We start from the raw sequence: 25,849 nt of genomic DNA, 5'->3' as shown, positions 1-25,849 counted from the left end.
GTTACAATGCTTGGCTAATGAAGCCACATATTAAATCTTAATTAAAAATAATTGATTAACAAAAACCATCTCCATAAGCAGACATGCGTATGGAGAGCCCAATACTGGGTTTATGTGTCTCGTTTGATGAGTCAACAACAGAAAAAATATAACAAAGCGAGTTTAAATAAGCTCAGTTAACATGTCTTCAGTATATTCTGTCAACACTTGCTCTGTTTTTACTTTTTCAACATAATCGGGGTTAGCAATTAAAGGACGCCCTATTGCAATTAAATCAGCATCGCCTTTTAAAATCGTTTGAGCACCCGATTTTGCAGTATATCCACCGTTAGCGATCACTGTGCCATGATAACTTTGACGTATGTATTGCGTCACAGAGCCATTAAGATAATCAATATGGCTGTCTTCAAATATGCCAGTATGTACATAAGTTAGTTCTAAACTATTAAGCTTGCTTAAAACATAATCAAAAACACCAACGTCTCTCACGTCGTGTTCCATATTAAAATAAGCAGCAGGTGATAATCTTACCCCAACATGTTCAATTTCTTTTTTAACGGCATCGATTACAGAAAATAGCAATCGAGACATATTCTTGGCTGTACCACCAAATTCATCTGTTCTTTGATTAGACGAAAAATGTAAAAACTGATCTATTAAATAGCCATTTGCACCATGGATCTCAACACCATCAAAACCCGCTTTTTTAGCGTTAGCAGCAGCAATTGCAAAGTCATTTATAACTTGTGTAATATCCGCTTCAGTCATGGCTTTTGGTTCGCCATATTCAAGCTCTCTCATACGTGGCACATGACCTTCAATACCAATGGCAGAAGGGGCTAGTGGCTTTTCTCCATTTTGAAAAAATGAATGAGATACGCGACCTGTATGCCACAATTGCACAAAAATTTTACCACCATTTTGATGTACACGTTGGGTAATATTTTTCCACGCTTTTACTTGAGCATCATTATATAAACCTGGTGATTTTGGGTAACCTTGGGCACTTGGCGATATATTTGTTGCTTCACTGATGATCAGCCCAATATCAGCACGTCGACCATAATAGGCAGCCATAGTTTCAGTCGGAACTAAATTTTCATCTGCCATGCAACGTGTTAAAGGTGCCATTATTAAACGATTATTTAAAATAAGACCAGCACCTAAATCAACTGGGGTAAAAAGATTTTCATGACGCATATAAATTCTCCATTAACTGTGTGTAAAACCGCTGTTTTTAAATCTGGTTTTTAATTTGTGTTTAAATTAATTAAGTTGAAGCCATTGTGTCAGTTATAAATTTCTTTACTAGATAGGTATTTTAGATAACACTGTTCACCTTAAGAGAACAATTTAAGTCTACTATGGATGAATTAAAGCGTATTGGTGTATTTACTAAAGTAATACAGGCAAAAAGTTTTTCAGAAGCAGCACGTCAATTAGGTGTGGCAAAATCGGCTGTCAGTAAACAAATCAGTTTATTAGAACAAGAAGTAGGCGTTCGCTTACTTAATCGCTCAACTAGAAAACTAAGCCTAACTGAAGCTGGTGAAATTTATTATAAGCACTGCGAACAAATCGTAAATAGAGCTGAAATTGCTATCAATGAATTACGCCAATATCAGCATCAACCAACAGGCACATTAAGAGTCGCCAGCCCTATTTACTTTGGCACTAAGCAACTGATCCCAATCATTAAAGAACTACGATGCCTGTATCCATTATTAAAAATAGAGCTGTTATTAGAAGACCGTATTGTGAATATGGTTGAGGAAGGCATAGATCTCTCTATTCGAATAGGCTGGCTGCAAGATTCAAATTTAATTGCCAAAAAACTATGCACTAGTGCGACCCATATATTTGCCTCCAGTGAATATTTATCACGCTATGGCACACCCAAAACACCATTAGATTTAGTGAATCATCAATGGATCAGTTTATCATTACTGTCTTCCCCATTAAGATGGAACTTCACTGAAAAAGCGAATAAAAAAGAGATTATGGTACAAGTTAACAGCAACTTGAAAACCAATTCGGTTGATGCGGTTATTTCAGCTGCTGAAAATGGATTAGGCATATCTGCATTAGCAAAGCTCAGTATTTGTGAACAATTGCACACAGGTAAATTAACGCCGATTTTAGAAGACTATGAACTTCCCTCTTTAGGTGTTTATGCTGTTTACCCTCACCGTGAACATTTATCACCAAAAGTACGTGTTTTTATGGAATTTTTAGAAAAAAATTGCAGAAATGCACCTTGGAGTTAAATAGAGCAAAAAATTATTTATTAAAACCTGATTGATTCATAAAAAATAGAAACTCAGTAGTATTTTATTCTGTGTACTGAGTTAAACATATTCCAAAAAAATCAACCAATCTTAAAGTAAGATCATATAACCCTTAATATGCAATTCCAATCCGTTTATTATGATGCATTGATTGTTCTACTTCATCAATTAATGCCAATGCATAATCTTGAACCGAAATTTTGCTATTGCCTTCATTATCAGTCAATAGTTCATCTGCGCCTATACGATACTGACCTTTTTTTTCACCAGGAAATATTTCAGCTGCGGGGCTTACAAACAACCAATCTAATGAGCTGTTACTTTTACGAAATATCTCTAATGCACAGCCTTGTGCTATGGCTTCGTCTTTGTACTCTACTGGGAACTCAGGAACGGTTACTAACTTAACCCCTGGTGCAACTTCTAAACTACCAGCTCCCCCCACCCAAATTAACCTTTGAATGTGAGTGTCTGGTAACTCACTTAATAAACGTTCAGCTGTATTTTCAACAATTTCGTGGTTTCCTAGCGCACGGCCCCCAATAGAAGCAATAACAATATCTGCACCAGCTACAGCTTCTTTTAACCCACCTTGAGAGAGTAAATCAAGAGTATATTTTTCTACTTGAGTATTTTCAATTTTACGAGTATCACGCCCTATTGCGATAACTTGATGCCCTCGACTTAACGCTTCACTCATCACAGTTGAACCAATCCAACCCGTTGCACCTATAATTGCGATTTTCATCATTTTCTCCAATCTTTTTTGTGTATTTAAGATAGGGCAAGTATGAAATATATAAATATTGCAATAAACACCATAATTAGCACATAATTGTTTCAAATTTTGTAACAAACAAAATAGTTATGGATAAATTTGAAGCTATACGTAGTTTTATTGAAGTGGCCAATACAGGCAGCTTTACTGAAGCAGCCGATAAACTAGAGCTTAGCCGAGTAAAAGTAACCCGACATATTAAAGAACTTGAAGACTGGTTAAATGTACGCTTACTGCATAGAACAACACGCAGTGTCAGCCTCACCTCGCCTGGGCATGATTTAATGCAGCACTGCGAACAAATTATAAATGAAGTGTCTGGATTAGAGAGTTTAGCCCGTAGTCATAATGAAGAACTCACAGGTGAAATTCGTATCGCAACGCCTATCGGGTTAGGACAAAACTTGCTATATGAAGTCGTTGAAGCTTTTAGCGTATTACACCCTAAAGTTGTATTTCAGTTAATACTATCTGATAGAAATGCGCAATTAGTAGATGAGCGAATTGATGTTGCATTACGATATACCAAACAACCTGACGACTCCTTTATTGCTAGACGCTTAATGCAAATAGAAAGTGTGTTATGTTGCTCAGAACACTATCTTAAAAAACATGGCGATATTACATCGCCACAACAGCTCGTAGCGCATAATTGTCTTATTCACATTTCACAAAATATATGGTCTTTTATTGATAAACAAGAATATATTACAGTTCCTGTTACTGGTTGTATTAAAGCAAATGATCTTGGCGTTTTAGTACGTGCAGCACTTAATGGTATTGGCGTTGCTTATTTACCTTGTGATTTGGCGAATACTTATTTAGCGACAGGGGAGCTAAAACAAATGCTACCTAAAATCACCTTACCAAGTGCCTCACTTTGGGCTGTATATTTATCCAGAAGCTACCAAAGACCAGTTGTAAGAGCTTTTATCGATTTTCTGGCACAACAATGGCAAGATGATATTAAAGTATTCCAATAAATAATAATTTAAATCGCCTCATTCAAAAAAATTAATGCGTTTAAATTGCATTAATTTTTATTTTAAAAATGCTGATAACCTTTAATTCAATTGCAAAGATTCAAAATCAGGACGCTTTAATTCATCACTTAATTGATACAAAATAATCGTGACAATACTTAAACCTGATGCAATAACAAATAATATCGGACCTCCCCAAATATCGAGTACGATCCCTCCCAATAAAGGTGCAATTGCAAATCCTAGTGAACATAAACCCGCAGCACCAAAGTAACTCCCTTTTAATTTAGCTGGTGCTAATCTGTCTAAGTGCACATTCATGTTAGAAAATAATATCGCTTCTCCAATGCTTAAAATAAAAGTGCCGATTAACCAGCCCCAATAATAGTCAACTGAGTTAAAAGCAAAAACTAATTGCGATATAGCCAAAAATACGATGCCAATATATATGCGCTGTTTAATTTCAATATTTTCCATTAATTTCAGTAAAGGAAACTGAAACACAACTATTACACATGAGTTCATGATCAATATTGACGATATTAAAGTCACCAGTTCAGGCACTTCTGCACGAGTTAAATATTGAATTAAACTAGAGTCACCCTGAGCATAAATTAATAAAATTAACATGTTAGCTAGCAATACCAATAAAAATACATGATCATTTTTTAATAATTTTATAATTTTCGTAAAATCATGGGAGCTTGCCAGTTTCTTTTGGTTTGTATTGTGAGTATTTTTAAAAGTATATAATAACGCTCCTAATAAACCGACATAAGCGATTGCAGTCAGTAAAAAGCTCGACTGCTCTCCTGTTAACCCAGCCCAAATCCCAATTAATGGACCAATCGCAGCCCCAGCATTAACTAAGAAATATAAAAGCTGTAAGGCAAGCTCTCTGTCTTTAGGATCTTTTAATTCATCACCTAAAACGGCTTTACTAGGTGCATCCCATAAAGATCGCGGGAGTGTTGCTAAAAATATAGCACTGCAAAATGATAATAAGGAATCTGCATAAGCCAGCCAGCTAAATGCAATAATACCAATGACGGCGGCTGCGACCATTATTGGTTTTCGACCAAATCTATCGGATAAGTTGCCCGTATAAAAGCCTAAAATAACCGAAAATACTGACGATCCCGTTAATAACATGCCAACTTCTGTCGCACTCAGGTTAAATTTTTGATATAAAATAACCGCTAGAAATGGCCATACCATGTAATAAGTACCGCGAATGAAAAAATTCCCCAGTTGCAGTACCCATATTAAATTTGTGAAACGTTTTAATCTGTCTATTGAAATCACTGTTGCCATATTTATTCCTTGATATCCTGAACTGGCACAGACTATAAAACCTCAAGATAACTTAAGGTCAAGGGAATGAATTATTTATTTTATAGACTTACTGAATAACCACTTAATTGAATCAGCTAAGAGTTCAGCACCATGTATTAAATTGTGTCCTTGTTCACCAAATTCAAAGTGATAATCATACCCTTTAAATTTAAGCGCTGCTGCCATTTGTTTATTACCTAATGCCCAGTTGCCATATTTAGTGTCTAAGTCATTTTCACCACTTTGAAAATACATCTTGATAGGTTTCACAATTTCATTTCGAATTAAATAAGGGAAGTTTCCACCGCCTCTGATATCAACAAAACTACCGCAATGACTTAGTACTTTGCCAAACATATCGGGTCTATGCCAGGCGACTGACCATGCACAAATTCCACCAGAACTAAAACCAACAATTGCACGGTCTTCAGGAGAGTTTGAAACATTTAATCCATCTAATGCTTGTGGTAAAAGCTCATTTAACAAAAAACGCGTATATTGATCGTTCATTGCATCATACTCTAGGCTTCTTTGTGTATCGGGGTGATGCTCAGCTTTACTGGGAACTTCAAAAATGCCAGGATTTATAAATATACAAATCGTTTGAGGTATTAGGTTTTCCGCAATTAATTGCTCGATAACAATAGGTACCTGCATAGGTTTCGTTTCATCTATATAATAAAAACCATCTTGAAATACCATTAAATTTGCACAAGTATCTGCGGTATAACCTGCAGGGATATATAGCCAATAATCTCTAACGGTGCCAAGATAAAAGTCACTATGCAAACTGTGTTTAATTAAATTACCTTTGTACATTTAGTTTTATTTTCCTTATTCATTAACTGATATATATTCTTCTTTAATGATTTTATTATTTTGCCAAGTTTGTATATGCTTACCTTTAAACTCAGTAATTTTTGCATCAAAATTGATCATCTTATAGCTAAATATAAGTTCTACTATATTACCCTTGATTAATTTTGAAATTAATTTAACGTCAAACTCTTTTACCAATTTAACAAAGCCTTGTTGCTTGTTATACGACTCGCGCATTGATTGCGCAAATACACAACCATTATTTAGCATAAGTACATTTTCATCATAAAATTTTTCACATAACTCAAGCACTAAACCCGCTTGATTCATATTGATATATTCTGTCACTAAGTCTTGCATTTAAATTTCCTTTTTAATATTTGAGCTAACAATTTTGACTAATGATAAACCACTTGCCTAGGCTTGTGCCACGCCTTTTACCATGGTTTTATAACCGGTATTTTTAATATTGAGGTTTCTTTGTAAACAAAATTGAGGGTCATCATTAAAAAATTGATGAAGTGAATGCTCTGCCACTATGAATAATATTGTGGTTTTTGTAACTTACAATTTATTATATTGGTTCAATGCTTTGGAAGGATCGTTATCATGTACATAAATCTTGTTGATATTTTCAAATAAACCTTGGGCTATATTGTTTTATTTTGATATAGATGTAACACTATGATTAAAATGTACTTTTCTATTTTGAGCATTAAGCCTTTACGTAAAATGCAAAGGCTCGGGTAGCCCATTAAATAAGATGATTTTTTGATATCTAATCAGCCAAGTTTTTCACCTTGAGAGGTGAAACGTTCCATAAAATTAAATGAGCCTGATACCTTTTTTTACATCATGTAAAACATTTAATTTATCTCATATGAATGATGTAATTGGTCAATATACAATACCAGGTCCAATCTCACTAATAGCTGTATGGCTTTCATAAATTTCAACATTGAAGTCTGCTTGTTTAAAGTTATCACGGTACCCAAATTAGCAGCGTCGGCTCCTAATATGGCAATATTCATAAAATTATCATGCCCCTAATAATGGGAGGTTTTTAATTGAATGATATCTTAAAGATAATGAAATACAGTGTTTGACTTGAACTAAAGGAATAAGATCTGACAGTAAAAAAACAATGGATCTATTATTTTCAAAATTTAAAGAGCCATCAGTATAAAGCGTTTTAAACGTATCCACTAATTTTGTTTTACAATTGAAATATATAACATATTGTTCGGGTTCATTGGCTTTCCAATCTATACGAACGGCACTGCCATTTTTTACATTTAAACTTGGCTCACCCCACTTTAAACTTTCAGTCACTTCACCAAGCTCAAATTCCTGAGCAATATCAAAAATTAAACTTCGAATAAAATTAAGCTTTAGCTTTACCTCTTCAGGGTAAGCATTAAACTTTTCAAGTACAGTAATATCCATATTAATTGTCTCTTAGAGCATTGCACGATTACAGTAAGTCGCCTTTTCAAAGTCACTAACATTCATAGCGATGTTAGATATTTGAGGAAACATGGAAACAAGTTTATTTACAACTTGCCTAGATAAATGAGCTTTTTGTTCTGTTGTTCTACCTTGCATAATATGTGCAAATACATGAATAAAATCGTCACGCTTATTACCAACAGAATAAATCTCATAAGGGTTTAACCTTACTTTAATGTCATTTTCATCAAATAAATTAGTGCTATAAGCAACTTTATGTATTGTTTGTATTATATTTTTCTCACTATGTATTTTTAAAATTGTATCTGAGCAATCGATAATAAAATGCGGCATATATTTACCTAAATCGGGTTCAAGAGATTTACTCTACTTTATTTTATTCCCTTCAATCTAAAATAAAGTGTAAAATTAAATTAACAAACTTAATTTGTTAATATTTAGATACATAATCAATTAAATTATGCTTAGAAGACTTTAGCACAATGCAATCATGAGAAATTAGCTATTACAGGGTTAAAAACTTTTATTAAAATTAAGGGAATGAGATACCATCACAAAGATTAACAAATCAATAAGTATTTAAATATTCAATAAAACATAAATAAGCGCTTGAAATAATCCTGACAGAGATGACATTTCAATAAGTGCCATATGGACTCACTTTGGCAAAAACACCGAAGTATTTTATTTACGATAAAATACAAGTTTAATTATTTAAACTTAGTTTCATCTCAACTAAAGACTTTGAAAAACCAACCTTTTCATAAGCTCGAATAGCGGCATCATTACCTTCATAAACATCTAAATATAAATCGGTAATGCCTTGGGCTTTACTCCATTGAATGAGAGAGTCCATGATGAGTTTGTTTATGCCTAAACCACGATGTTGTGAGTCTACATACATAAAACCTAAATATGCGTGTTGCTCATGTTTTAATGATATTTTTGATGACCTGATTTGCGCATAACCTGAGCCGATAATATCCCCTTTTGACTCGACAACTAATAAATTGCTTTTATCATCCTGAATGAGTTCATTTAAATCATAATAACTTGTAGGTGTTAATTTTATTGCATCATTAAAAGGTCGTTCTGCTGCGATGACATTTTGCTCAAACTCAAGCAATATAGCTAAATCTTGAATAGACGCAGCTCTGAGATGTATATTTACCATTTTATTAGTCTGTTTATTATATTGAACAAACAGACTAAATCAGCTTAGCTCATACTTCAACTTTATTAATCGTGCCTAAAGCTACAGCAACCAGCTTTTCGCCTTTTTCTGTAAGCACATAAACTTTGCAATCACACGTTGCTTGTCTTTTACCTGCCGACAAAACCCTAGCCTTAGCAATTAAGCTATTCCCTATTGCAGGGCGCACATAATTTATTTTGTATTCAGAAGTAACACATTGACCTAAAACTGAGGCTGCAGCAAAAGTGATACAATTATCCGCAAGATAACTTAAAACACCACCATGCACAAAACCATAATTCTGTTTAAGGTCATCACGTATAACCAAGGTGAGTTCTGCACTACCTTCTTCAAAAGAGGTTATTTCAGCCCCCAGTAACATGCTAAAAGGCTGCTCATTTAATATTTTTTTAGCGTAATCCAACATAGTTGTTTTAATCTTAAAAGTATAATTGAATATGTAATGTATTTTATCGTTAAAAAAAATACTATGAATTAGTATTTAAATCTTAAAAACACACGGCTACTTTTTAAATTTTGAAATAAAAAACTCGACTTTGCCACAAGACTTACATGCGTACATGTCTAAATTTTCTTTATCCACAAAAAACTCTCCTAAGTCCCCTAAAACTCCCCACCGAGAACCTTCATGAAAATTTCTAGTTCCTAAAAATGTTAACTCAGAGCGACACCTGAAACAGTCATAATTGTTATCTAAGGGTTTTACTACTTTCGACAAGCCTTTTTCACAACCACAGTTCCAACAGGTTTCAAATCCATCATCATCAATTTTTGTTTCGCAATTTAAACAATGCCAAGTCATTTATTTTTCCTATGTATCAGTTAACAATATATGCTGTAATGACTAACTGATAATTTATTTAACTTCACAATTTCTTTTAAAGGTATTTAACAGCTATAACTATTTTTAATCTGATACTAAAAACCCATTGGTTTTTTGCTCATTTTTTGATGTCTGATTTACTTTACTTGTACTAAAAATAGGCAATGACAACAAAGCAGCCATAAAACTTAAGCTCAATACAGCACTAAATGTCATGCCGCCAATGATCACCGCAGCTAACCCTCTGTATATTTCAGCGCCCTCACCAGGTAATAACATAAGTGGTAACATACCAAAAATACTGGTTGCGGTACTCATATATATCGGCCTTTTTCGACTTTCAACCGCATCAAAAATTGCCTGATATTGACTTAAATTATTATTAATACCTGTTTGAAATTTTGTTGCTAATAAAATAGCGTTATTAATCACTAATCCAAGCAATATAATAAACCCTATCATAGTAATAACATCTAATGCCTGATTAACAAATAAATTTAATAATTGTAAAAATAGCATGCCACCAGCAAATGATAAGGGCATGCTTAACATAACAGCAAATGCCAGTTTCCATGAGTTTAGACTTAACCACAGTAAAAAGAGCAAAATCAGTACCGAAAAAGCAAACATTTGCAAAAACGACTTAATAAATATACCTAACTCATCTACACTACCTCTGAAACTCATATTTAAATGTTGATATTCACTCTTAGCTAATATTGATTTAAGCTCAGAGTCTACTTTTTTCGAAAAAACACCTACAGTCATATTTTGTGGTGGTGTTAAGGCAATAGAAATGGTCGCACTTTTATTAATTCTTAATAGTGCATTAGGCGATAAAGACAGTTCTGCAGACACAATTTCAGATAATGGCCTTAAACCAAAATCTGGAATATAAATTTCAGTATTTAATAATTGGTTTATATTACTGGGATCTTGTGCTTTTAAATAAAGCGGATAACTATCACCCAAATCAAAAAAACGTCCTAAATATACGCCTTGAGTAAGTACTAACAACTGACGGTTTAATGTGTGAGTTGTCATGCCGTAATAAACTAATTGCTCATATTTTGGCGTAAATTCCACTCGTGCAGATTGATTTTCTAAAGGGGTAGACTGGCGTATATTTGCATCTGGAAATACTGTTTTTAGTTCATTAAGTATATGCTGTCCTGCATCTTGCAAAATGCTTAATTCATCTCCCTGAACATCTAATTGTGTTGTTCTGCTATTGGGTAATGCAAATCGTAATAAACTACCTTGTTGGCTAAATATGTCTGTACCAGCTAAGTCTTGAGTAATATGTGTTTCAACCCAAGTTTTAAAGTTATTATAATCCCATCCCGCTTTAGGATAGAAATAAAGCAAACAATAATCATCACCACAAAACATACCTGTTACATCATATTTTGGTGCATTTTCATTAGATTTTTGCTGTTCAATTCTTTGGATCATAACTTGTGCTATGCCAGATTCAACGGCCTCAGGTGATAAAGGTTCATTAAAACTAATAAATGTATTAATAGATCTTTGCTTTGGATCTGGTAATACATCAATATCAGGCATCGCGAATACACTGACGAATAGTGCTAATGGAATACATGTCACTAAAACAATTAAAGCGACCTTTTTAGAGCGTGCACTAAAACACAGAATATGTGATAGTTGAGACTTTTTCTTTTGTTTTGGCTTTAGCTGACTTATCAGCATATAACGGCAAAAGGCAGGTAATATAACAAGCGCAACAATTAAAGATGCAAATAAAGCGCTTGAAATCGTAAATGCTAAATCTTCAAATAGCTGACTTTGTGTACTGTCAATTAATAAAATAGGAATAAATATAATGATGCTTGAAATCGTAGATGAAAATATGGCAGAACTGACTTCCAGAGTGCCTTTTACAATAGCATCATTTAATTGATAGCCTTGCTTTTGATAAGCCAAAATACTGTCAATTACCACAATAGCTGCATCAAGTAACAAACCGACCGATAAAGCGAGTCCGGCTAGAGAAATCACATTAAGGCTAAAACCAAACACATTCATAGCAATTAAAACCAGGGCTAAACATACAGGTATACTGATAAAAATAAGACTTACTTTTTTTATTTCTTTTAGGAAGAAATATAAAATGAGTCCCGATAAAAAAATACCCAGTAATAACGCCATATAAACTTGCTCTATGGCGTTAATTATATCCTTTGAATCATCTCGACTTAAAACCAGTTTCATATCTAAATTTTTAAGCTGATTTTGATTAAGCGCTTCAATAACCTGTTTTACTTGCTTTACTGTAGCCAGTGCATTAACACCTTTTGAAGGCTGTAACATAAAATACAATGCATAATGACCATTAATAGATGAATAACTCCACTGTGAGTCTAATCTTTTATGAATTTGAGCTATATCTTTAAGCCGAATGATATGCTGCCCTATATGATGAATCGGTAGATTTGCCAGTTCCTTAGAGTTCATTTTTCCTTTAAAGTGTAATGAGTATTCACGATTACCAAGTATTAAAGTATCACCTGAACCATCAGATAAATTATTAAGCGTTTCTATTATTTTATTAAGCTCTAATGAATAGTCACTGAGTTTTTGCACATTAAATTCAATGTCAATCCTTTGCTGAGGCGGATTTCCAGCAGGGATCAATGAAGATATACCATCAAGTTTACCTAAAGTTGGTTCTACAACTTTTTTAAAAGCTTTTATGACCTCATCTTTAGATGCTGGATTTTTAGCATATAACATGGCTGTTGCAAGTGTTGTATTTGTGCCATCTGCATTATTCACAATGAAAGGTCTAGGCACTTCGCTTGGCCAAGTCGGTACTTGATTTACACCTGCAAGTACATCGATATAAGTTTGCTGCATATCTGTCTTTGATTTAAAGCGTAATAGCATTTGAGCGCTACCACTGCCGATATCAGCCCTAAGTTCAATCAAGTTATTAATCCGTTCTAAACTTTCTTCTAGTGGGGCTATTAATGTTTGCTCTATTTCTAACGCACTTTTCCCAGGCCAAGCCATAAAAAGTTCTATTTCAGGTCTGTCTATCGGTGGTAATAATGCATTGGGTAACTTTAACCCCATAAAAATACCAAACAAACAAATTAAAAAGGTTAAACCTATTATGACTGAGGATGCTTTTTTACTAAAAAAATGTTTTAAAATCATAGCTTGTCCCCTTGTGTTTTACCTGAAGCAGCAAACGAAACCTTTTGCTTATTTACTAAACCAGACTTGCCTAAAGTGATCACTTTGTCACCTTGCTTAAGCTTAGATTCAACTAAAAAAGCATTCGTTAAATTACTGACAATTTTGATCTGTACTTTTTCAATTTCACCGTCACCACTCACTCGCCAAGTATAATGACCATCTGGCGACAAATTAATGCCATCTAACGGTAATTTAGCTAAGTTATCATTGTGGGAGGTCATTTCAACTTTGACTCTTTGCCCTAACAAATATGGTAATACGTCAGCTGAAGCCTGTAAGTAAACATTCACAAACTGACTATTTTTATTAAGTATTTTACTAATACGTTTTACTTTTAAGGGAAGTTGCTCAATTGAAAATTGGTTCTGTTTCTGTGTTGTCTTAACATCAAATAGTGCGATTGGCACCTCACAATTAATTTCTTTATCATTGTCAGATACAAAAGAAATAAGTTTATCTCCTTGATTTAAATACTCTCCTGGGCGTATAAAAGTATGGGCAATGGCCCCATCGCTAGGCGCAAAGTATTTCATACTTTTGATGCGATATTCCAACTCTGAAATTTCATTTTTTAGCACTATATATTTAGACTTTGCCTGCTTATGCTTAAAGGAAAATTCGTTTAAAACGGATGGTGATACCATATTATTTTTTAAAGAAAACAATCTATTATATTCATCAAGGTTATACTCCACCGCTATCAAACTAATTTTCAAATTTTGTTGTAAACGATGAAGTGACTGCATTAAAAAGTAATCATCTTGTTCAGCAATTAAAGCGCCTTTTTGTACATCAGAACCTTTGGGCAGTATGTATTTAAGTTTTGCTTGCGTTTCACTGGACAAAATACGCATAAAAGGCACATCGATTTCACAATTTAATATATTAAATAAGCCTTTATTCCATGCTTCAACTTGTGTCACTTTCACTAAAGGGTTTGCGGCTTGTGAATTTGTTGAGAATAAAAACATAATAATAATGTGCAAAATTGCAAGTAACTGTAATAAGTTTAGCGTAATTAAATTTGGTTTATTCATACTGAGGCTTGTCTTTGTAGGTGACTTAATTAACAATACCAAGAGTTAAAATTAATTTATTATGATTAACCATGGAATATAAATGAACTTAAGTGTCTTATTACATGGTCACAAATAGTCATACAACTAACCACCTGTTTTTAAATGACAAAATGTATTTCGGATAATATGCCCAACAAAAGTAAAATTGGAAATAAAATCATTAATTGGCAATCTTCTCTTATTATTGATGATAATATTAATACCAAATTAGAACCCTTACCTTTAGCATTTTTAAAATACTTATATGATCACCCAGGTCAAATAATGAGTAGGGCACAACTTATTGAAACTGTTTGGCATAACCGCCAAGTTACTGATGATGCAATTAGACGTGTTGTTAAAAAGGTTAGAAGTGCATTAGGTGATGACGCTAAATCACCCCGTTATATTAAAACTTACCCTATGCAAGGTTACGCCTTAATAGCTCCTATTTCTGAAGTTGAAAATATCACTGAAAAAATCATCTCTAAGTCATTATTTAAAAAGCCACAATTTGTTATTGTTAGCGTCTTAATACTTTTGACCTTTAGTTTAATGAATTGGGAAACAGCAATAAGCGAAACTGATTTCACGCCTAAAATAGAAAAATTAACACACCTTTCAGGATCTGAAATTGTTGCTGATTTTTGTGAAAAAAATAATACACTTTTATTTACTTACCGAACCAATAACGATGCACCATTTTCGCTTTATAGTAAAAATCTAACGACCCAAATAACTCAGCGGCTAAGTTTTAATGATGATAATTTTTATGGTGCCTTTTTTTCCCCCGATTGTTCACAAGTTGCTTTTAATATCAGTAATGAGTCTGGCGTATTTAATTATATTTCAAAATACACAGAACAAGGATTAATAGCGCCACAAATCATATCAAAAGAAAAAAAAGAGCATCAAGATGAACAGTTAATCACCTCTTGGTCATCAGATGGGAAAAAACTATATTTTGAATTTAATCCAAGCCCTAAAGTAACAGGCACGAGTTCAGTTATCACTCGCTACAACACTGAAATAAAAGACTGGCAACAGATCACTTTCTCACATACTAAAGGCATGGGAGATTATTTAGCAAAAGAGTCATTAAACGGACAATATCTAGCTGTTTTAAGAAATACGGCACAGCGCCGAGTTTCTTTACTTATATTAGATTTACAGGCTAAAGAAATTGTAGTTGAGCGTCACGTACCATTTTTTCCATCTGGTATTGTTTGGCTTAAAAATGAAGATGAAGATGAAAGTTTTGATTTGGTACTTTCAAGCTTTAAAGGTGATTTTTACTATTACAATATTTTAACTGATAGCTTACAACAGCAAGTTGGTAGTAAACCTGGAGTCAATGATGCATTTTATCATTGTGGTAATAAATGTTTTTATATGCGCCAACATGAAATGAATTACTCTGATATCAAAGAAGTTCCCAATCCATTTATTAAAAAAGAATATGCAACGGGTATGCATTTAGAGTCCGATAATGCTGATTTTAACCCAGTATATAACCATGATGGTTCTACAGTTTATTTTACCAGTAAAGATGATGTAGCAGCAAAATTGATGCGAATAACCGCCATGGGGGATATTGAAACGCTTTATCAGTTTAATCCAAGGCATGTACTCCATTCGCTTCAAATCAGTCAAAATGAACTCTTTATAACAGGAATAAAAGAAGACCGTATTTTTGTTTTTGATATAAAACTTAAAAGCATAAAGTTTATTACGACACAGCAGGAGCAAGTTTTTAGCCCACTTTGGGATGCGCAAAGTCAGAATATTTACTTTTCACGATTTGAACGAAATACTTTTATCTTGCAAAAATTTAACTTAGTAAATGGGACAACTCATAAAATAGAAGAAGGTTTATTTTCCCGGTATGAAACACAAGGTTTAGATGTATATCTATTAGATGCAGAGCACAAACTCTATAAACAACAGCAAGATGGTACCCGAGAGTTTATTATTACATTAGGTGATAGATTTAGTCAGCACTGGCAAATAGTAGATAACGACTTGTATTTCACTGTCAATAATAAGCTTGATACTTATATTCACAGAGTAAACTTAAAGTCAGGTGAGACACAAAAAAAATTATTATTTAAAAATACGTGGAATTTTGAATTTATGTTGCATCCTAACGGGCAAAAAATGCTAATAACACAATCATTATTAGCAAAAAGTGATTTAGTCAAAGTACAGTGGAAATAGTCTTTGGGTAAAGTAGAAAAGTACCGAGGCAAGTCCTTGATATTTTCACTGTACAATGCAAAAAACAAATTAACCTTTTCGTACAGGTACTGACACAGAACAAATATCAGTATAATTTGGTGTTGCTAAAAACCAAGGTTCAGGGCGGTTTCTTCTGGCTTTAATAAGCTCTTTAAATGAGTCTGAGTCGGTTTTCATAATATCAATTACAAGTGGGGTATCTTTTAAATGGTCCGCAGCCACTTTGATGTCTTTGATCATATTATAGGCTTTTAAAGATGCCTCACTATCGTCTTTTGGATTACGATCTAACTTAAGAATGTACTCCATACCTGAAATAACGCGACCAAAAGAGGTAATATTATGGTCTAAATAACGAATTGCACCCAAGGCAACATAAAACTCTGTTCCGCCACTGTTAGCGGAGTCACCTCTTGCCATCGAAAATGTACCTGGACAATGTGTTTGCCAAGTCTGGGTACCATGGATATTTTGTGCAACAGAGAATCCATTTAAAAAACCGGTGCGTTTTGCGTAACCATCTTTATCATCAACAAGCGTTATAGCCAATTCTGTATGCGTTGTTTTATAAAACTCTGCTTTTATTGCTAACTTACCCACTTTAGGTTTTTTAGTCTCAGTTACATCGCCGCCTTGAGCTACAAAGCCCTCAACAAAGCGATAAATATTCAAATTTTTATAAAAACCTTCACGTGCTAATTTTTTAATATTTTCAACATGAAGTGGTGCAAGTAAAGGGTTTAATTCAATAATGACAGTACCGCGTTCAAGTTCTAAATATAAGGTGTTTTCTGGGTTTAGCTTACGCCAGTGTTCATTCGGGGCATTTGCAATTATATCAGCAGGTGCTGAAACCTTTTGCATAGATAAACCCGCTGCTGAAAACATTAAGCTGACACATAAAAGACTAAATTGAGTTAATTTGTTTATTTGCTTCATCCTGAACCTTATTTTTATTGTTGTATTATTTTCTAGTGTACTGAAATCTTCATTATTGTTCATACCAATATTCTGGAATATCAGTTGGTGCAGTTCGAGGGAGTAATGGATTTTTTAATCGAATTAAAGTCCGTTTTTTTAGCTGAACTCTTTCAATTGTTTTTGCAAAGTGTTTATCAAATAAAATTTGCCAACTGCCATCTTTTAACGCCGTCTTTAACCCTTCTTTTAGTGCTTCATAAAGTTTTAAATTATTTTTATCAACAAAAAAGTACACTGCTGATGGATAATACATCACCATATGTTGATCATAAACAAGCCCTTTCTCTATAAGCGAATCATTTACTTCCAGTAACCCCATAGGAATGGCATCAAACCGTTTATTTTTCAGCATATTAACTTGCTGAGAGTTTTTATGAAAACTTAAAGATGGAATATCGTTTTTTCTGAAAATTTCTAAGTCAGGCCAATCAAATCCTAAACCAAAAAGTGTTTTTCTTAAGTCGGATGTAAATTTTGCATGCTTAAATAAATCAGGATTTTCTTTTTTTATCAAAGCAATGCGATAGCCGAGCAAACCTTTATCTATGGGAATTTTAATCGCTAAAGCTTGTTTTTCCCGCTCAACACTTGTAACCGTCCAAATCAGGTCTAGCTCTTTATTTTTACCTAACATAAAAAACACACGTTTTTGACTTGGTAAATTTAATACGGGCGTGCTTTTAAAAGCATGACCTGATTTCTCTAATGCTAATAAAATAAGTTCAGTTACATAATCATTAGCAGGGCCTGGATATCGAATTTGTAAAAAATTCTCAGCTGCGCTTAAACTACAGCTAATTAAAATCAATAAATTGACCAAAATAAATTTCATAATTTAATCCCAATCAAATTTATATAAAATATCTAAAGACTTATAAACTCCATTTATGGCCTCAATATAAAGCTGAGGTAAAAGTTGATAACGTATAACAACTTCTGTAAAAGGATCAAATACCCCAACACTATATCTTACTTGCACACCAGGTAATAAATACCCCGATATTTCAACTTTCGTATCATCACCAGAGCCAGTTGATCCTAATGAAATATCCTTAATTCCAAGTTTAGACCCAATTTTACTCACTAAGCTTTCACTTCGAGATAAACTTTTTGAAAGTAATAGTTGCGTTAATAAACTACTATTGGAATTATTGTCCTCCCCTAATGGCTGACCATTTAATAAATACGATAATGCCTGTGCTTGATCTTGAGTAGGTTCTGAAAAAATGTCTAATTTAGGTTTATCTATATTACCTGTAAGTCTGACACCAGCAATCACTTCATCAGCTGTTTTATCTGGATCACGGATCGCTTTTATATTTAAATAAGGTTTATCTATTGCACCACTAAAACCAACTTGACCAGTCTGAATTTGAAGTTCCTGACCAAAAGATTGATATACGCCATCAATTAAGTCAACGGAGCCAGTGGCTAACAAAGGACCTTTATGTGCTTTTTTCAAAAACATGTTACCTGACAATTCAGAAGTTAATCCAAACGAGTCAATTTTCACATCTTCTTTAATAGCAATAGCCAGATCTAATGCATAGTTAATTTTAGGGTCTTTTTTAATTTTTTTATGCTCTAAAATCACTTGATCATCTGTTATTCTCACCGCACCTTTGGGCAAGTCAGCAATTTCTATGCGCCCATACGGCACAGATACTTTGCCTATAATATCTAATTGATTGTTTGAGATAATGAGCTCTAAGGCGGGATCTAACTTTAACTTAATACCTTTTTCAGGAGTAAGGTTAAAATCTTTCCCTATAATATTTAACTTCCCTTCAATGAGAGATGGCTTCCAATTTAATGTACCGGTCAGTTTTGCTTTGCCCTGTTGATCATCAAATATATCTGCTTGCATATTTAATTTTTGCTCTTCAAAAGCAATAGCTAAATTCGAATTTGTAATTGAAACTGGAATATCAACCCCAGATAAAGCAATATGCTCTGCTACTAAATCTCCAGATAATAAAGGATGTAATAAAGATCCTGCGATATTAATATCACCTTGTACATCTCCAGCTAATGTATCTAGCTTTTGAATAAAAGGTTTAAATTTATCTAGTTTAAAGCCATCCAACTTTATAAAGCCATCAAGAAACCTTTGCTCTAAAATATCAGAAATAATTAATTTACTTTCAAACTTACCAAACAATTCGGAAGAAAGAAGTGTACTAATATTAGCCTTTTGTGTATCTCCATCAAGAGAAAGATGAATGTTATTTATAGGTAATTTAAAGTGTTTTTCATCTTGCTGAAGCGCAATTTCAATTAACTTTGAATCCAGCACAGTTGTGATAGCTTTTAGTTTACCTTGTTGCCAATTAGCATGAAACTCACCCAAAACCTGACCTTTTAACATTAAACTTTCGGGTAATAAGTGTGCTATCGTTTTTAAGTCAAATTGATTTAAATCTATTTGAACCTCACCATTTTTTTCACTGATATCAAACTCATCAATACAAAATTGAGAATCAAGTGATTGCCAGCAATGCGGCTGTAACTGAGCCGATTGTTTGTGTAAATCAATTTGCAAATCAATATCTGATAAAGGTTTAAAAGTAATGGTATTATCAGAAAGTAATAAATTTGACACTTTCGATGTCCAAAGATCATTTTTAATCACGCCATTGAGCTCAAAATAAGAGTTTCCCCAATCAGAGTTCACATTAAAATCAGCATGGTGTTTGTTTTTATTACCAAAAGCATTAAGGGCTAATGTTTTAATTTCTTTACCTTTAAACTCAGCATTTTCTAAAAACAAGGATATTTTATTTTCAAAGTCATCTCTTAATGATACTAAACCTTGTAACTGAGCCTGTTTTACTTTTGTATTTTGATAAATGATGTCTTTAAAATCAAATAACCAGTTTATTTCAGGTTTTAATCTTTGACCTGATATTTTAATACTCCCTAAACCAATACCCGATAGCTCAGATGAAATTTGACTTGCTTGCGTTAAACTTAGTTTTCCGGCAAGCTGCCAGTTGTCATCTATATTTCCAGCTAGAGATAAATAATTCACTCCGCTTTGTAAACTAATCCTGTTTATCTCTGCATTACCTTTTTCGTCAAATAAAAACTGACTCACTAAATTAAGATGTATATCTTGTCCTTCAGATACTGAAAAAACACCACCTAAATCAAATTGCTCTACAGATAAAAGCCACTTTTCATTATTTTGTTTAAAGTGTGTTGAAAAGGCTCCCGATAATTCACTGTTATAATCAGCCATAAAATCATGGAGATTTAATTTATTTATTTCTCCAGTCAAGTTTGCAACAAATTGATCTTCAAATTCAATACTTCCCTTCAAACTGACGTCACTTTTTGCAGTATTAATACGTAATTTATCAAAGGTAAATTGAGATAAATCTCCCTTCCCTGTCAGATTTAAGTCTATAAGAGGAAATGCATTAATCCCCTGCTGGCTCATTAAATTAATATTATAAGCTTTAAGAGAGCCCTCTACAAATAGCCCTAAATCGATTAATTTAATCACTTTATCATCAATATGATATTGCCAGTTTTCAATTTCTGTCTGCAAACTAAAAGGGTAATTTTGTTGTTTTAAATTTAATCTAGCATCGTGTTTAGACGAATATTTTCCATTTGTTTTTAAATCTATCTTTAAATTTGAAAAATCGCCCAATACCTTTGCTTCCAAGGAGTATAAGTTAGTTTTTTTAGAACCCTTTTCTAACTGAATGTTAAAATGTATGGGATTATTATGAATAAATTTAAGGTTACCTTCGGCCTTTATTTGTATATCTTGATAGCTTAAATCAAGTTGTTGTAAAGTCAGCTTATTTGAAATAAAGCTGGATTGTAATTCAATATTGTTTACAAGATGTTCAGATGTATTTTGAATAATCTCCAATTGATTTAAACTAAAACGCGTTAATTTAATATCGATTGGGGTTTTTAACAAAATATCACTAATAGGTTCGAATATTAAAGTAGAATAAGAGTGTTTTTCAGTTTTATTAGAAAGTTGATTAATTAATATATTATTGATGCGTATATGATTAAAATTTAAACTTGGACTTGAAATTCCTTTCATTAAACTTAATCTAAAGTTCAGTTTATTAATTTTAACTTTACTATTTTCATACGCTACAAAGGCTTTTTCAAATGACATATTCTCTAAACACACTGCATCCGTATTTTGTGAGTAAGCGACTAAGCATTGCCAAATATTTAACTTCAGTGTTAAATTGTCAGCCTCTAACTTAACACGACTATTATCAAAGGATATCGAAAAGGGATCCTGATATAAAAAACGCCCTTCCTCTAATTTAACTGTTACATTTGGTACAAAATAGTTAACTGAAAACGCAATAAATTTATTACCGGGCTCTGTGAAAACAAGACAAAATAAAATCGTTAGAATCGCTACTATACTGCGATAAAAATACTGATATGTTATTTTAAGTACAGATTTTTTCTTTCCTTTAAAATCATTGTTTGCAGGCGATTCTTTTATTGATGTCATATTTCAGGCCCAATTGTGATACTGAGTCGAGTGGTTTTATTTTCACGCGTCATAGCCCAAGCATGATCAACTCTAATAGGTCCGACAGGTGTAAGCCAGCGAAGTCCAAAACCCGCGCCTATTTCAATATCTTCAGAAAAGTCATTTGTAGCTGTACCACCATCAACAAATAACGCAACTCGCCAACTAGGTGCAAATTGATAGTTGTATTCCAAAGTGCCCGTTGCTAAATAGCGGCCGCCAAGTTTTTCGCCATTTTCAATAGGTGATATTGATTCATATGCAAACCCCCTTATGCTTTGATCGCCACCCGCAAAAAATCGCATAGATGCAGGTACATTTACGATATCTTCTACCCAAATGGCGCCTAATGTTGCTCTGGCATAAAATAAATGATTATTTTTATATGTACGTAATAAAGCGGTTTGAAATTGCACTTTTAAAAGATCTGTGCTCGATAATACATCTTCAAGACCTATCTCTGAAGAGACTAAAAGTTGATCCCCCCAATAAGGAGTTGTACCGCCACGGCTTCGTTTTCTTGCGTAACTAATCCCTGGTAACAACATTTCTGTAGTATCTTTTTGACTTGCTAATTCAAAGTCCTCTCTTTCATGTTTAATAAAAGCGGTTCTTACCCAGTGAGATTCAGTCAACCATTGCCTTTGAAGTTGCGTTGTGATCTTTCGACTGTATTTTTTTGCCTCATCATTACTTTCTCTTTTATAACCAAAAGCATAACGCCAAACATCATCGATAGGATCATCAACAGGAATGGTATAAGAAAATAAAAATTCTTGTTCAATTTTAGATGCCACAATATTATTTTCAAAATAATGTCCATCACTGCCTACCCAAGGCTTAGTCCACTTAAAACGCCCTTTGAGTTTGGTATCCGTTGAAAACCCACCACCAACATCATAGCTATTTGCCGGTTTATGTAATACATCAACTCTGATAGGTACTTGTTTATTTTCTCGTTGTTCGATATCGGCATAAACTCTGACACTTTTAAAATAAGGCGTGCTGGCTAAGTCTAAATTATATTCTGAGATCGTACTTGCCTGATAATTTTCTCCTGTTTTAAACCTTGCTAAAGAGCGTATATATTTTGCAGCAGGTGTATGGGGAGCGATTACAATAGGGCCATAGTGATAACGCACGCCTGTGCTAATCTGAAATTTAACAAATGCAGAGTTTTCTTTTAAAGAGATAGCGAGTTGGTTTACTTTCCATTTTGCATCAAAATAGCCCAATTCTAGCAATTGGCTATCTATAATCGACTTTGATTTTTCATATAAGCCATGATTAATAACCTCGCCTTGATTTAGGGGCAAAGTATTTAAAATACCTGTAAGGTTTTGATCTTTGTTGCCTTCACCTTCAAATAAATAGTCAAGCTTAGCAATACGTGTTTCTGGCCCTTTTTCAATCGTTATTGACATTAAAACAGCATTACCGCTATCACCTATTTGCTCAAAAAGTAGCTGAACCTGTGATTTGTAATACCCTAATGCCTCTAAGCTTATTTGAATTTGTTCAATACTGTGATGTTTTAGCTGAACTGTTGCGGACTCATTTTTTACTTTTTCTAAATAAAAACTCACATTTTCGAGTAACGCCCCTTCTATTCCAAAGACTTTAAATTCTGTTACTTTTTTTTCAACCGCTTGTGCTGAAGCGCATAAAACAAATAAAAAAAAATAATATGAAAAACGCAACAATATACATCCTTTTGATATGAAAAATAAAAACGTCAACACGCCTTTGAATATACCATATTTAGTTAGTATTAATTATATTAAATTAGTTCCCTACTAGTATTAATTTAATCGATTTTCTAAGCTTCGCTTTCTATTTATCTTCTTTTCTAAGACAATATACCTAATAGAAATAATGAGCATGCAAAAATGGATACACAAGTACAATTCCCAAATGATGATAATGGTGAGTTATTAGCCGATATGGCAAATGCGGGAATCGATCTTAGTCAACTTCACATCATTGATTTTTTTATCTTATTCGAAGAAAAGCAAGATGCTGAAAAATTTGAAATTGAAATAGGCAAAGATGATTTAGCACCAAAAACACAACTGCAAAAGTGTCCAGATACAGGTGTTTGGGAAGTCATTACCTCAATTAAAATGGTGCCTGACCATACTTTATTAGGCCAAATGGAACAATATTTTGAAAGCTTTGCAAATCCACTTAATGGTTACGGTGATGGCTGGGGAATAATGGCCTCAGAGTAACTTTAAAAAGAAGAATCAGCCTACAAAGATTAATTCAATGTAGGCAAATTACTCTTGATTCGCTTTTCTGTAACTGCCTTCATAGTCAAATATTTTTTCAGCTATCCGCCAAGCCCCTCGACTCTTTTTATGTGCCTTTCTCGCAATCACAAAATCAGGCGCTCTAAAGTAGTTTTTATTTTCAACTGCTTCAGTAAGTGTTTTAAGATATTTAGGCTTTTGCCCTCCAGCTAAACGTTTACCAAATGCCTGATTAAAATAATATACAGAACCTGTATTTTCAAAATTAAAAACTTCATCACAGCTTGCGCCATCTTCATCAAAATAGGTAATTTTAAGCTTATGGACGCTAGTGACTTCAAATTGCATGCCCGAACATCGTATGACTAACGCGTCTTTTAAATTAAGAGCAGCTTTAAGTTTGTCGTCAGGGTCAACAATAGCGCAATCACATTCATGACACCTTCTGGCTGCAATGTCATTTTCAGCGCCACAACTGTCACATTGCTTGAACCTAAACCTGAAATCACACTGATGCTTAATATCATCGTCTTCTAAAATGCCTTTACACCTGCGTCCAAAATGCTCAATTACTTTCCCTGAGTCGTCGGTTTTACCCCAAAATAAATTAGCAAAACCACAACCTGGGCACAGTACCTGAACAGGTTCACTATCAGAGTCGGGCTTTTTATCGCCCACTTCTGGGTAAAAAATATCATAGCCATTTCCGGCATAATCAACCACTAAACAATTTTTTTTATTGTCACTTAAACGTAATCCCCGCCCTACAATTTGCTGATATAAACTTACAGACTCCGTTGGTCGTAAAATCGCAATAAAATCAACATGAGGTGCATCAAAACCCGTCGTTAATACTGATACATTCACTAAATACTTTATTTTTTTTTGTTTAAACTCACTGATGATCCTATCTCTGTCTTTTAAATCTGTGTCACCTATCACTAATTCAGACTTATTATTCACATCATCCCCTAGGTAACTGAGTATTTCTTTTGCATGCTCTATGGTCGATGCAAAAATCATCACGCCTTCACGCGTTTGGGCAAACTCAATAATTTGCCCTACAATCGCCTTAGTAACTCTTTGTGAACCTTTCAGTAATAGACTCATTTCTTGATTATCAAAGCGTCCAAAGCTATCTGTTGATATAGCAGAAAAGTCATAATGATTTATGGCAGCATCAAGCATATTCGGCGGAGTTAAAAATTCATGTTTGATCATATATCTGAGCGGTAATTCATAAATACACTTTTTAAATACTGAATCTTCACTACCTCTTACAAAGCCATGGTAATGTTCATGGTAAATCCATCCACTCCCCATCCTATAAGGTGTTGCTGTCAATCCGAGTACTTTTAATGACGTATTATGTTGCTTTAATTGTTTAATAACTTGTGCATATTGAGAGGTTTTTTCTAAATTAACGCGATGGCATTCATCAATAATTACCAAAGAATAAGCCTCATCGAGTTTATCTAAACTTTTTGCGATTGATTGAATGCTGGCAAATGTCACTTGATATTTTAAAGATTTTTGTTTCAAACCCGCAGAAAAAATACTCGCTTCTAAGCCATAACTTTTATATTTTTCACTATTTTGTTCCACCAGCTCTTTTACATGGGCAAGTACTAAAATCTTTCGTTTTGCAATACGTGCAAGTTCAGCAATGACTAAACTCTTACCCGCGCCTGTTGGCAGTACAATCACAGCTGCATCATCTGATTGTTTGAAATGTGCCACAGTATTTTGTACTGCTTCACTTTGATAATGTCTTAACTGATAGATAGGTGTTCCTAAAAATAAATTACACTAAATGAAAGCAATTATAACTTAAGTTAATTTACTATAAAGAATTCATATTAGG

At 33.5% G+C, this 25,849-nt stretch carries 21 protein-coding genes; 4 read left to right on the top strand and 17 right to left on the bottom strand.

Annotation, left to right across the window (positions count from 1 at the left end):
* Window positions 1-162: 162 nt before the first annotated feature.
* Window positions 163-1,200: an alkene reductase gene (locus tag BM088_RS14945; RefSeq protein WP_091985783.1), complete on the bottom strand. Its 1,038-nt coding sequence runs from the start codon at window positions 1,198-1,200 to the stop codon at window positions 163-165.
* A 164-nt stretch (window positions 1,201-1,364) separates the two neighbouring features.
* On the opposite strand from BM088_RS14945, the gene BM088_RS14940 reads away from it, so the two are divergent.
* A complete protein-coding gene (locus BM088_RS14940; protein ID WP_091985780.1) occupies window positions 1,365-2,267 on the top strand; it encodes a LysR family transcriptional regulator in 903 nt (300 codons plus the stop codon).
* Window positions 2,268-2,400: 133 nt separating this feature from the next.
* On the opposite strand, the gene BM088_RS14935 is transcribed toward BM088_RS14940, so the two are convergent.
* Entirely contained in the window at window positions 2,401-3,036 is a 636-nt protein-coding gene (locus BM088_RS14935) for an NAD(P)-dependent oxidoreductase (RefSeq protein ID WP_091985777.1), read from the bottom strand.
* A 119-nt stretch (window positions 3,037-3,155) separates the two neighbouring features.
* Here BM088_RS14935 and BM088_RS14930 point away from each other — a divergent pair, with 119 nt between their 5' ends.
* On the top strand, window positions 3,156-4,049 hold the full coding sequence (locus BM088_RS14930; protein ID WP_091985769.1) for a LysR family transcriptional regulator: 894 nt from the start codon (window positions 3,156-3,158) through the stop codon (window positions 4,047-4,049).
* Between the two features lie 81 nt (window positions 4,050-4,130).
* Here BM088_RS14930 and BM088_RS14925 read toward each other — a convergent pair whose 3' ends face one another.
* The 10 genes from BM088_RS14925 to BM088_RS14880 all read right to left on the bottom strand — a co-directional run bounded on the left by BM088_RS14925 (window position 4,131) and on the right by BM088_RS14880 (window position 13,971).
* The gene (locus BM088_RS14925) at window positions 4,131-5,363 is read right to left on the bottom strand and encodes an MDR family MFS transporter (RefSeq protein ID WP_091985765.1); all 1,233 of its coding nucleotides are present in this window, start codon (window positions 5,361-5,363) and stop codon (window positions 4,131-4,133) included.
* Between the two features lie 75 nt (window positions 5,364-5,438).
* Entirely contained in the window at window positions 5,439-6,203 is a 765-nt protein-coding gene (locus tag BM088_RS14920) for an alpha/beta hydrolase (RefSeq protein ID WP_091985761.1), read from the bottom strand.
* Window positions 6,204-6,218: 15 nt separating this feature from the next.
* A complete protein-coding gene (locus BM088_RS14915) occupies window positions 6,219-6,563 on the bottom strand; it encodes a hypothetical protein (protein WP_091985756.1) in 345 nt (114 codons plus the stop codon).
* A 678-nt stretch (window positions 6,564-7,241) separates the two neighbouring features.
* Window positions 7,242-7,649: a hypothetical protein gene (locus BM088_RS14910; protein ID WP_091985753.1), complete on the bottom strand. Its 408-nt coding sequence runs from the start codon at window positions 7,647-7,649 to the stop codon at window positions 7,242-7,244.
* Between the two features lie 12 nt (window positions 7,650-7,661).
* The gene (locus tag BM088_RS14905; protein ID WP_091985748.1) at window positions 7,662-8,006 is read right to left on the bottom strand and encodes a 5-carboxymethyl-2-hydroxymuconate Delta-isomerase; all 345 of its coding nucleotides are present in this window, start codon (window positions 8,004-8,006) and stop codon (window positions 7,662-7,664) included.
* A gap of 373 nt (window positions 8,007-8,379) precedes the next feature.
* The gene (locus tag BM088_RS14900; protein ID WP_091985743.1) at window positions 8,380-8,847 is read right to left on the bottom strand and encodes a GNAT family N-acetyltransferase; all 468 of its coding nucleotides are present in this window, start codon (window positions 8,845-8,847) and stop codon (window positions 8,380-8,382) included.
* Between the two features lie 49 nt (window positions 8,848-8,896).
* Window positions 8,897-9,295, bottom strand: a complete 399-nt coding sequence (locus BM088_RS14895) for a PaaI family thioesterase (protein WP_091985736.1) — start codon at window positions 9,293-9,295, stop codon at window positions 8,897-8,899.
* Between the two features lie 96 nt (window positions 9,296-9,391).
* Window positions 9,392-9,691 carry a hypothetical protein gene (locus BM088_RS14890; protein WP_091985732.1) on the bottom strand — a complete coding sequence of 100 codons (300 nt, stop codon included), beginning with the start codon at window positions 9,689-9,691 and terminating at the stop codon, window positions 9,392-9,394.
* 105 nt (window positions 9,692-9,796) lie between these two features.
* Entirely contained in the window at window positions 9,797-12,892 is a 3,096-nt protein-coding gene (locus tag BM088_RS14885; RefSeq protein ID WP_091985728.1) for an efflux RND transporter permease subunit, read from the bottom strand.
* A complete protein-coding gene (locus BM088_RS14880) occupies window positions 12,889-13,971 on the bottom strand; it encodes an efflux RND transporter periplasmic adaptor subunit (RefSeq protein WP_091985725.1) in 1,083 nt (360 codons plus the stop codon). The genes BM088_RS14885 and BM088_RS14880 overlap by 4 nt, the downstream gene beginning before the upstream one ends.
* 168 nt (window positions 13,972-14,139) lie before the next feature.
* Here BM088_RS14880 and BM088_RS14875 point away from each other — a divergent pair, with 168 nt between their 5' ends.
* Window positions 14,140-16,209, top strand: a complete 2,070-nt coding sequence (locus tag BM088_RS14875; RefSeq protein WP_177208063.1) for a winged helix-turn-helix domain-containing protein — start codon at window positions 14,140-14,142, stop codon at window positions 16,207-16,209.
* Window positions 16,210-16,278: 69 nt separating this feature from the next.
* Here the strand turns inward: BM088_RS14875 and BM088_RS14870 are convergent, their stop codons facing one another.
* The 4 genes from BM088_RS14870 to BM088_RS14855 are packed head-to-tail and all read right to left on the bottom strand — an operon-like array spanning window position 16,279 to window position 23,436.
* Entirely contained in the window at window positions 16,279-17,232 is a 954-nt protein-coding gene (locus BM088_RS14870) for a peptidylprolyl isomerase (protein ID WP_245763832.1), read from the bottom strand.
* Complete coding sequence (locus tag BM088_RS14865; protein WP_091985719.1) at window positions 17,222-18,043, bottom strand: type 2 periplasmic-binding domain-containing protein; 822 nt, start codon at window positions 18,041-18,043, stop codon at window positions 17,222-17,224. Before BM088_RS14865 ends, BM088_RS14870 begins: the two co-directional genes overlap by 11 nt.
* A 3-nt stretch (window positions 18,044-18,046) precedes the next feature.
* The gene (tamB, locus tag BM088_RS14860; protein ID WP_091985714.1) at window positions 18,047-21,712 is read right to left on the bottom strand and encodes an autotransporter assembly complex protein TamB; all 3,666 of its coding nucleotides are present in this window, start codon (window positions 21,710-21,712) and stop codon (window positions 18,047-18,049) included.
* Window positions 21,709-23,436, bottom strand: a complete 1,728-nt coding sequence (locus tag BM088_RS14855; protein ID WP_425439318.1) for an autotransporter assembly complex protein TamA — start codon at window positions 23,434-23,436, stop codon at window positions 21,709-21,711. Before BM088_RS14855 ends, tamB begins: the two co-directional genes overlap by 4 nt.
* Window positions 23,437-23,622: 186 nt before the next feature.
* Between BM088_RS14855 and BM088_RS14850 the strand changes: the two genes are divergently transcribed.
* Window positions 23,623-23,964 carry a ribonuclease E inhibitor RraB gene (locus BM088_RS14850; RefSeq protein ID WP_091985711.1) on the top strand — a complete coding sequence of 114 codons (342 nt, stop codon included), beginning with the start codon at window positions 23,623-23,625 and terminating at the stop codon, window positions 23,962-23,964.
* Between the two features lie 48 nt (window positions 23,965-24,012).
* Here BM088_RS14850 and radD read toward each other — a convergent pair whose 3' ends face one another.
* A complete protein-coding gene (gene radD, locus BM088_RS14845) occupies window positions 24,013-25,770 on the bottom strand; it encodes a DNA repair helicase RadD (RefSeq protein ID WP_091985707.1) in 1,758 nt (585 codons plus the stop codon).
* Between the last annotated feature and the right edge of the window lie 79 nt (window positions 25,771-25,849).

The sequence above is a fragment of the Pseudoalteromonas denitrificans DSM 6059 genome, from assembly GCF_900112265.1.
Lineage (GTDB): Bacteria > Pseudomonadota > Gammaproteobacteria > Enterobacterales > Alteromonadaceae > Pseudoalteromonas > Pseudoalteromonas denitrificans.
The sequence above is the reverse complement of the archived record's forward strand: the minus strand, read 5'-3'. Positions and strand labels throughout refer to the sequence as shown.

What these genes read in the sequence shown, in the direction of transcription:
- BM088_RS14890 (WP_091985732.1), bottom strand. Translation starts at nt 9,691, where the DNA reads ATGACTTGGCATTGTTTAAATTGCGAAACAAAAATTGATGATGATGGA.
- BM088_RS14945 (WP_091985783.1), bottom strand. Translation starts at nt 1,200, where the DNA reads ATGCGTCATGAAAATCTTTTTACCCCAGTTGATTTAGGTGCTGGTCTT.
- BM088_RS14930 (WP_091985769.1), top strand. Translation starts at nt 3,156, where the DNA reads ATGGATAAATTTGAAGCTATACGTAGTTTTATTGAAGTGGCCAATACA.
- BM088_RS14880 (WP_091985725.1), bottom strand. Translation starts at nt 13,971, where the DNA reads ATGAATAAACCAAATTTAATTACGCTAAACTTATTACAGTTACTTGCA.
- tamB (WP_091985714.1), bottom strand. Translation starts at nt 21,712, where the DNA reads ATGACATCAATAAAAGAATCGCCTGCAAACAATGATTTTAAAGGAAAG.
- BM088_RS14885 (WP_091985728.1), bottom strand. Translation starts at nt 12,892, where the DNA reads ATGATTTTAAAACATTTTTTTAGTAAAAAAGCATCCTCAGTCATAATA.
- BM088_RS14870 (WP_245763832.1), bottom strand. Translation starts at nt 17,232, where the DNA reads ATGAACAATAATGAAGATTTCAGTACACTAGAAAATAATACAACAATA.
- BM088_RS14905 (WP_091985748.1), bottom strand. Translation starts at nt 8,006, where the DNA reads ATGCCGCATTTTATTATCGATTGCTCAGATACAATTTTAAAAATACAT.
- BM088_RS14935 (WP_091985777.1), bottom strand. Translation starts at nt 3,036, where the DNA reads ATGAAAATCGCAATTATAGGTGCAACGGGTTGGATTGGTTCAACTGTG.
- BM088_RS14915 (WP_091985756.1), bottom strand. Translation starts at nt 6,563, where the DNA reads ATGCAAGACTTAGTGACAGAATATATCAATATGAATCAAGCGGGTTTA.
- BM088_RS14900 (WP_091985743.1), bottom strand. Translation starts at nt 8,847, where the DNA reads ATGGTAAATATACATCTCAGAGCTGCGTCTATTCAAGATTTAGCTATA.
- BM088_RS14920 (WP_091985761.1), bottom strand. Translation starts at nt 6,203, where the DNA reads ATGTACAAAGGTAATTTAATTAAACACAGTTTGCATAGTGACTTTTAT.
- BM088_RS14875 (WP_177208063.1), top strand. Translation starts at nt 14,140, where the DNA reads ATGCCCAACAAAAGTAAAATTGGAAATAAAATCATTAATTGGCAATCT.
- BM088_RS14940 (WP_091985780.1), top strand. Translation starts at nt 1,365, where the DNA reads ATGGATGAATTAAAGCGTATTGGTGTATTTACTAAAGTAATACAGGCA.
- BM088_RS14850 (WP_091985711.1), top strand. Translation starts at nt 23,623, where the DNA reads ATGGATACACAAGTACAATTCCCAAATGATGATAATGGTGAGTTATTA.
- BM088_RS14925 (WP_091985765.1), bottom strand. Translation starts at nt 5,363, where the DNA reads ATGGCAACAGTGATTTCAATAGACAGATTAAAACGTTTCACAAATTTA.
- BM088_RS14865 (WP_091985719.1), bottom strand. Translation starts at nt 18,043, where the DNA reads ATGAAATTTATTTTGGTCAATTTATTGATTTTAATTAGCTGTAGTTTA.
- BM088_RS14910 (WP_091985753.1), bottom strand. Translation starts at nt 7,649, where the DNA reads ATGGATATTACTGTACTTGAAAAGTTTAATGCTTACCCTGAAGAGGTA.
- BM088_RS14895 (WP_091985736.1), bottom strand. Translation starts at nt 9,295, where the DNA reads ATGTTGGATTACGCTAAAAAAATATTAAATGAGCAGCCTTTTAGCATG.